This is a genomic window from Polaromonas sp. (genome assembly GCF_018780625.1).
In the GTDB taxonomy this organism is placed as follows: Bacteria; Pseudomonadota; Gammaproteobacteria; order Burkholderiales; family Burkholderiaceae_C; genus Polaromonas.
The window spans coordinates 1-6,471 of the sequence record NZ_JADMJK010000058.1 but is presented as its reverse complement, the minus strand read 5'-3'; the positions used below and the strand labels follow the sequence as shown (position 1 = coordinate 6,471).

The 6,471-nt window shown below is 61.0% G+C and carries 5 protein-coding genes, 2 pseudogenes and 2 riboswitches; of the genes and pseudogenes, 2 read left to right on the top strand and 5 right to left on the bottom strand.

The annotated features are described in order from the left end of the window. From dctP to IV091_RS05500, 5 genes and pseudogenes are all read right to left on the bottom strand, one after another. Positions 1 to 455, bottom strand: a 455-nt coding sequence (dctP, locus tag IV091_RS05520) for a TRAP transporter substrate-binding protein DctP (protein WP_293466221.1), incomplete at its 3' end; no start/stop codon positions are given. Between the two features lie 87 nt (positions 456 to 542). Further along, complete coding sequence (denD, locus tag IV091_RS05515; protein ID WP_293466219.1) at positions 543 to 1,598, bottom strand: D-erythronate dehydrogenase; 1,056 nt, start codon at positions 1,596 to 1,598, stop codon at positions 543 to 545. Between the two features lie 21 nt (positions 1,599 to 1,619). After that, positions 1,620 to 1,841, bottom strand: a pseudogene (locus IV091_RS05510) (aldehyde dehydrogenase family protein); the annotation flags it as partial. 70 nt (positions 1,842 to 1,911) lie between these two features. Further along, on the bottom strand, positions 1,912 to 2,841 hold the full coding sequence (locus IV091_RS05505; protein ID WP_293466216.1) for a dihydrodipicolinate synthase family protein: 930 nt from the start codon (positions 2,839 to 2,841) through the stop codon (positions 1,912 to 1,914). Positions 2,842 to 2,873: 32 nt separating this feature from the next. After that, positions 2,874 to 4,622, bottom strand: coding sequence for an IlvD/Edd family dehydratase (locus IV091_RS05500; protein ID WP_293466178.1), 1,749 nt, complete (start codon positions 4,620 to 4,622; stop codon positions 2,874 to 2,876). 136 nt (positions 4,623 to 4,758) lie between these two features. Here IV091_RS05500 and IV091_RS05495 point away from each other — a divergent pair, with 136 nt between their 5' ends. Both IV091_RS05495 and gcvT read left to right on the top strand, forming a co-directional pair. Further along, positions 4,759 to 5,715: a LysR family transcriptional regulator gene (locus tag IV091_RS05495; RefSeq protein WP_293466176.1), complete on the top strand. Its 957-nt coding sequence runs from the start codon at positions 4,759 to 4,761 to the stop codon at positions 5,713 to 5,715. A gap of 63 nt (positions 5,716 to 5,778) precedes the next feature. Next, positions 5,779 to 5,883, top strand: a riboswitch (glycine riboswitch). A 21-nt stretch (positions 5,884 to 5,904) separates the two neighbouring features. After that, a riboswitch (glycine riboswitch) is annotated at positions 5,905 to 6,006 on the top strand. Between the two features lie 49 nt (positions 6,007 to 6,055). Then, positions 6,056 to 6,471: pseudogene (gene gcvT, locus IV091_RS05490) on the top strand (glycine cleavage system aminomethyltransferase GcvT); the annotation flags it as partial.

Genomic DNA, 6,471 nt, shown 5'->3' with positions numbered 1-6,471 from the left:
TTGTTGTTGGTCATGTTGCGCATGCCGTTCTCGCCCCAGGCCAAGGCCTTGAAGCCCTTGGACTCGAACTTGGTCAGCATCTCCTGGCCGATCGGGCCGTCGAGTACGGCACGGGCATGCGCCTTGTCGCGAAACAAAAACGGAATATCCAGAATTTTGGCTTCCGGCACAAAGTTGGGCACCGGGCCGGTCGACGAGAAAGTCAGCTCCTGGGTGCCGAGTTGCACCGCTTCGATCGATTCGCGCTCGCTGCCCAGCGAGGCGCTGTAAAAAGTCTGAATCTTGTAACGGCCCGCCGTGCCCTTCTCGACCTCTTTGGCGAAGGTATCAATGCCAATGCCCTGGTGCGAATTTTGGGCGATGGAAATGTTGATCCGCATGGTGGTCTGGGCCGCCACAGTGGCCATAAAACCCACGGCCAAGGACAGGCCAATAACCAGTTTGCTCAATTTCATTTTGTCTCCTTCGGTTTGAAAAAATTGCGGTTTAACGAAGTCTTGATCCGTCAAACTGCGTTAAATTTGTCATACAACTTCTTATTGTTATCTGATTGGCAGCTTCACGGCATAAGGATTTTCCCTGATGTACTCCTGAACAATGTCGTCAAAGCTTTCCTCCGGCAGCAAGCCCAAGCCGCACGCCCTCGCCGCATGGATCCGGGCTGGCCAGGTCTTCACGATGCCGCGAATGGCCGGGTCGGGCGTCCAGTCGATCAGCGCGGTGGCCGCTGTGCCAGCCACACGCTCCAGCGCCGCAGCCATCTCGCCTGGGGTGGTGGTCAGTGCGGGCAGGTTCAGGCCCGTGCGCGGACCCCAGGCCTGGTCGCTCGCCTCAGCCGCGCAAATCAGTCCCTGCACGGTGCGCGCGGGCGAAGACAGCGCCACAGGCGTATCCGGCGCCACCGGACATACCGCCCTGACGCCTGCCAGTGGCTCCCGAATCATGCCGCTCAAGAAACTCGATGCGGCGCCGTTGGGTGTGCCCGGCCGCACGCTGACCGTCATCAAACGCACGTTGCGGCCCTGTATGAAGCCTTTGCGCGCGTAGTCAGCCACCAGTTGTTCACCAATGAATTTCTGGATGCCGTAGCTGCTCTGCGGTGTGGGCAAAGTGTTGTCTTCAATGGCGGACGGCAGCGCTTGACCGGGCGCATCGCCAAACACGGCGAGCGAACTGGCAAACACCACGACAGGCCTGGTCTTCAAGGCGCGACAGGCTTCCAGCAAGGCCAGCGTCGCGGCGAAATTGCTGCGCATGCCGAGATCGAAATCGGCCTCGCATTCGCCACTGACAGCTGCTGCCAGATGAAAAACAATAGCAGTGTCTCCAGCAATGACGGGGACTACAGCATCTTTTTTCTCAAGAAGTTCATTCAGGTCACCGGTCAGCACGGAAACGCGGGCGTCGGCCATCAGGTCGGCAGGTGGCGCGGCGCGGTCCACCAGGGTAATCCGGGCGATGCTGGCGGGGGGCGCGCCGGCGAGCGACAGCTGCCCCTGCGCCAGCAGGGTGCGCGCAAGACGCACGCCCAAAAACCCGGCACCGCCGGTGATGACGATATGACAGGGCCCATTCGATTGGGCAGATTGCATCAACATGGTCGTTTCCTAAGTAAGTGTTCAGCTGCCGATATAGGCCGTTTTCACCGTGGTGAAGAACTCCTGCGCATAGCGCCCCTGCTCCCGCGAGCCGTCGCTCGATCCCTTGCTGCCGACAAGCGGCACATGGTAGTCGACACCGGCGGTGGGCAGGTTCACCATCACCATGCCCGCCTGGCTATGTCGCTTGAAGTGGGTCGCGTGCTCGAGCGATCTGGTGGCAATGCCGGCCGACAGGCCAAACATCCACTGGCTGTTGATCAGGTTGTCGTATTTGTGAATCATCATGGTTCAGCGCGCCGTCCGTCTGAATTTACTTGCCCCAGCGCAGAACCATCGGGTTCAGGCGTTGCGCGGCTTCAATCAGGCCCGCACGGGTAGCGGGGTGCATGCTGGGCCAGGGATGGCGGGGTGCTTCGCAGGCGATCACGCCGCCTTCCTTCATCAATGCCTTGGCGCTCAGGATGCCGCCCTGGCGGTTTTCATAATTGATCAGCGGCAGCCATTGCTGGTAACAGGTGATGGCTTCTTCGCGCCGGCCCGCGGCGTAGGCATCGACAATCAGGCGGATGCCGTCGGGGTACGCACCGCCGGTCATGGCACCAGTGGCACCGGCATCCAGATCGGGTAGCAAGGTGATGGCCTCCTCGCCGTCCCACGGACCTTCGATCGCGTCGCCGCCCAGGCGAATCAGTTCGCGCAACTTGGACGCAGCGCCCGCAGTTTCTATCTTGAAGTAGGACACCTGCTTGATTTCTTTGGCCATGCGGGCCAGAAACGCCGCAGACAGGACGGTGCCGCTGGCGGGTGCATCCTGAATCATGATGGGAATGTCTATGGCATCCGACAGACCCGCATAAAACTCGTAGATTTTTTCTTCCGGCACGCGGAAGGTCGCCCCATGGTAGGGCGGCATGACCATGACCATGGCGGCGCCCTGGTCATGGGCGCGGCGGCTGCGCTGCGCGCACACCTGGGTGCTGAAGTGGGTGGTGGTCACAATCACCGGCACCCGACCACCGACATGCTCCAGCATGGTTTTCGTCAGCACCTCGCGCTCGTCATCCGAAAGCAAAAACTGCTCCGAAAAGTTGGCCAGAATGCACAGGCCGTTGGAGCCCGCGTCGATCATGAAATCGACGCAGCGCTTCTGGCTTTGCAGATCAAGCGCCCCGCTTTCGGTGAACGTGGTGGGCACCACGGGGAATACGCCTTTGTAGCGGACGTTCTTGGATTGAGTCATGGGTATCTTTCAAAGTCACGCAGCGCTCATGCTCAGTGCGAATGCTTGGGCACCTCGGCGCCGCGGCATCCCACCAGAAAATCGAAGTCGCAGCCTTCATCGGCCTGCAACACCCGGTCGATGTAGAGCTGCTGGTAGCCGCTCTTTGACGCGACCGCCTGCTGGGCCTGCCGAGTTTCCCGTTCGACGTGGCGCTGCGCCATCTCCGCATCGCTGATTTCCAGGTCCAGCTTGCCTGCATGGCTGTCGAGTGCGATCCAGTCACCATCGCGCACAATCGCCAGCGGTCCGCCGGCTGCCGCTTCGGGCGCCACATGCAGCACCACGGTGCCGTAGGCGGTGCCGCTCATGCGGGCGTCCGAGATGCGCACCATGTCGGTGATCCCCTGCGCCAGCAGTTTGGGCGGCAGGCCCATGTTGCCGACTTCAGCCATGCCGGGATAGCCCTTGGGGCCACAATTCTTGAGCACCATCACCGAGTCGGCATCAATATCCAGGTCCGGGTCGCCGATGCGCGCCTTGTAGTGGTCGAAATCCTCGAACACCACCGCCTTGCCCCGGTGCTTCATCAGCGCAGGCGTGGCCGCAGAAGGCTTGAGCACCGCGCCGCGCGGCGCCAGGTTGCCGCGCAAAATGCACATGCTGCCGTCTTCGACCAGTGGCTTTTCCAGCGGCCGGATCACTTCATCGTTGTAGATGGGGGCGTCGAGCACGTTGTCCCAGATCGACTTGCCATTGACCGTCAGCGCATCCTTGTGCGGCAGCAGGCCGCCCTCGCCCATGCGACGCAGCACGCCCGGCAGACCGCCGGCGTAATAAAAATCTTCCATCAGGAAACGGCCCGACGGCTGCAGATCGACCAGCGTCGGGGTGCCCTTGCCCACGTGGGTCCAGTCTTCCAGTTCCAGCGGAACGCCAATGCGCCCGGCAATCGCCTTGAGGTGAATCACGGCATTGGTCGAGCCGCCAATGGCCGCATTGACGCGGATGGCGTTTTCAAACGCTTCGCGCGTCAGCACCTTGGACAGCTTCAGGTCCTCCCAGACCATGTCCACGATGCGCATGCCCGACATGTGCGCCAGCACGTAGCGGCGCGCATCGACCGCCGGAATGGCCGCGTTGTGCGGCAGCGAGGTGCCCAGCGCCTCGGCCATGCAGGCCATGGTGGAGGCCGTGCCCATGGTGTTGCAGGTGCCTGCCGAGCGCGACATGCCGGCTTCGGCCGACATGAACTGGTTCAAGGTGATTTGCCCCGCCTTCACGGCTTCGTGCAGTTGCCAGACCACGGTGCCGGAGCCGATGTCACGGCCTTCGTGCTTGCCGTTGAGCATCGGGCCGCCGGTCACGACGATGGTCGGGATGTCGCAGCTGGCGGCGCCCATCAGCAGCGCCGGCGTGGTCTTGTCACAGCCGACCAGCAGCACCACCGCGTCCATCGGATTGCCGCGAATCGACTCCTCCACATCCATGCTGGCCAGGTTGCGCGTCAGCATCGCGGTGGGCCGCAGGTTGGATTCACCGTTGGAAAACACCGGAAACTCGACCGGAAAGCCACCGGCCTCGGAAATACCGCGCTTCACATGCTCTGCGATCTTGCGGAAGTGCGCGTTGCACGGTGTCAGTTCAGACCAGGTGTTGCAGATGCCGATGATGGGCTTGCCCTGGAATTCATGGTCCGGAATGCCCTGGTTCTTCATCCAGCTGCGGTACATGAAGCCGTTCTTGTCGGCGCTGCCGAACCAGGCGGCTGACCGCAACACACGGTTTTTTGGGTTGGACATCTTGTCTCCTTGATCTGATAGCTATGACGTTTTGCAGGATCTTAGGGACTTGCAGAATGCAAAACAAATGAATAAATTCAAGTAACCGATACAATTTTATATATCGACTATCCAGACTGCAATCGCGATTAATCCCATGATCAACAGCCCCCTCACCGACACAGGCCTTGCGCGGCGCGTACGCACCCAGCTCAAGACCCGTCAGATGTTCCTGTTGATTGCCCTGGACGAGGCGCGAAACATTCACCAAGCCGCCAGGGAAACCAACATGAGCCAGCCCGCAGCATCAAAAATGCTGAAGGACATTGAAGAGCTCTTCGGCGTGCCTTTTTTCGAGCGGCTGCCGCGCGGCATCCGGCCGACGCTTTATGGCGAAACGATGATCCGCCATGTGAGGATGGCACTCGCCAACCTGTCGCAAGGGCAGGAGTCGATTGCAACGCTGCAGGCTGGACTGTCGGGGCAGGTCAACATCGGTGTGATCATCACCTCCTCCATGACGCTGGTGCCCCAGATGATCGTGCGCACCAAGGAAGAAGCCCCAAGGCTTTGCATCGGCGTCCAGGTTGACACCAGCGATGTGCTGCTGGAGCGACTCAAACGCGGGCAACTGGATTTTCTGATCGCACGCATCCTGGAGCAGGAGGATGCGTCGAACCTGCTGTACGAAGACCTGTCGGAGGAAACCGAGTGCGCGGTGGCGCGCATCGGACATCCCATGCTGGCGCGCAGCGACCTCACCTTGAAAGACCTGGCCGCAGCCAGCTGGATACTGTCGCCTCGCGGCAGCATTCTGCGCCACCGGTTTGACATGATGTTTCGCCGTGTTGATCTGGAAACGCCGTCCAACGTGGTTGAAACCACTTCGATGTCGGTGATCAAGAGCCTGCTGCAGCAAACCGATTTCCTGCATGTGATGCCGGTGGAGGTCGCACGTTATTACGTGCAGTCCAGCGAGTTGGCAATTGTGCCCATAGCCCTTCCCTGCAAGATGGACAGCTTCGGCATCATCATGCGGCGCAATCATTTGCCGTCACCTGGCGCGAACCTGCTGCTCAAGCATGTACGCGCCATCGCGGCGCAAATCTATTGAAGCGCAATGGGTCGATAAATTACGGAGAACGCAAGGGCTAGCAGGCCGATCCGCTCGGCTACACTTCCCCTACCAGGAGAGAGTTTTCACCGTGAAAACCGCCGAAGGCGCATGTGACACCCCCAAAGGGTGCATTGAACGCTCAGGCAAAAGGACTGGCAACCGCCCTCCAGCGCACTGCGCCAGGGGGCGGACCCTACTGGAGAGAGGCCGTTTTCAAAGCGGCCCACCGAAGGAGCAACCCTGCATCGCCAGGCGAATCTCTCAGGTAAAGAGGACAGCAGGGGCAGACCATGGCTTTTTAGCCATGAATTACAGGTATGCCCCACCGGAAAACGCCATGTCCGACACCCCGTCCCACGCCCCTGCTGCCACGGCAGCGCCCCTTCTGAAAACGCCGCTGCACGACCTGCATGTGGAACTCGGCGCGCGCATGGTGCCGTTTGCCGGCTACAGCATGCCCGTGCAATACCCTGCGGGCCTGATGGCCGAGCACCTGCACACCCGCCAGGCTGCCGGCCTGTTTGACGTGTCGCACATGGGCCAGTTGCGCCTGGTCGGTCCCGATGCTGCCGCGGCACTCGAGAGCCTGCTTCCCGTGGACGTGATCGACCTGGCGCCCGGCAAGCAGCGCTACGGCCTGCTGCTCAATGACGCAGGCGGCATCATCGACGACCTGATGTTTGTCAACCGCAACTATGTCGATGCCGCCAACGGTGGCGACATTTTCATCATCGTCAACGGCGCCTGCAAGGT

Coding starts and splice junctions, on each gene's coding strand:
- IV091_RS05500 (WP_293466178.1), bottom strand. CDS start 4,622: ATGTCCAACCCAAAAAACCGTGTGTTGCGGTCAGCCGCCTGGTTCGGC.
- IV091_RS05505 (WP_293466216.1), bottom strand. CDS start 2,841: ATGACTCAATCCAAGAACGTCCGCTACAAAGGCGTATTCCCCGTGGTG.
- denD (WP_293466219.1), bottom strand. CDS start 1,598: ATGTTGATGCAATCTGCCCAATCGAATGGGCCCTGTCATATCGTCATC.
- IV091_RS05495 (WP_293466176.1), top strand. CDS start 4,759: ATGATCAACAGCCCCCTCACCGACACAGGCCTTGCGCGGCGCGTACGC.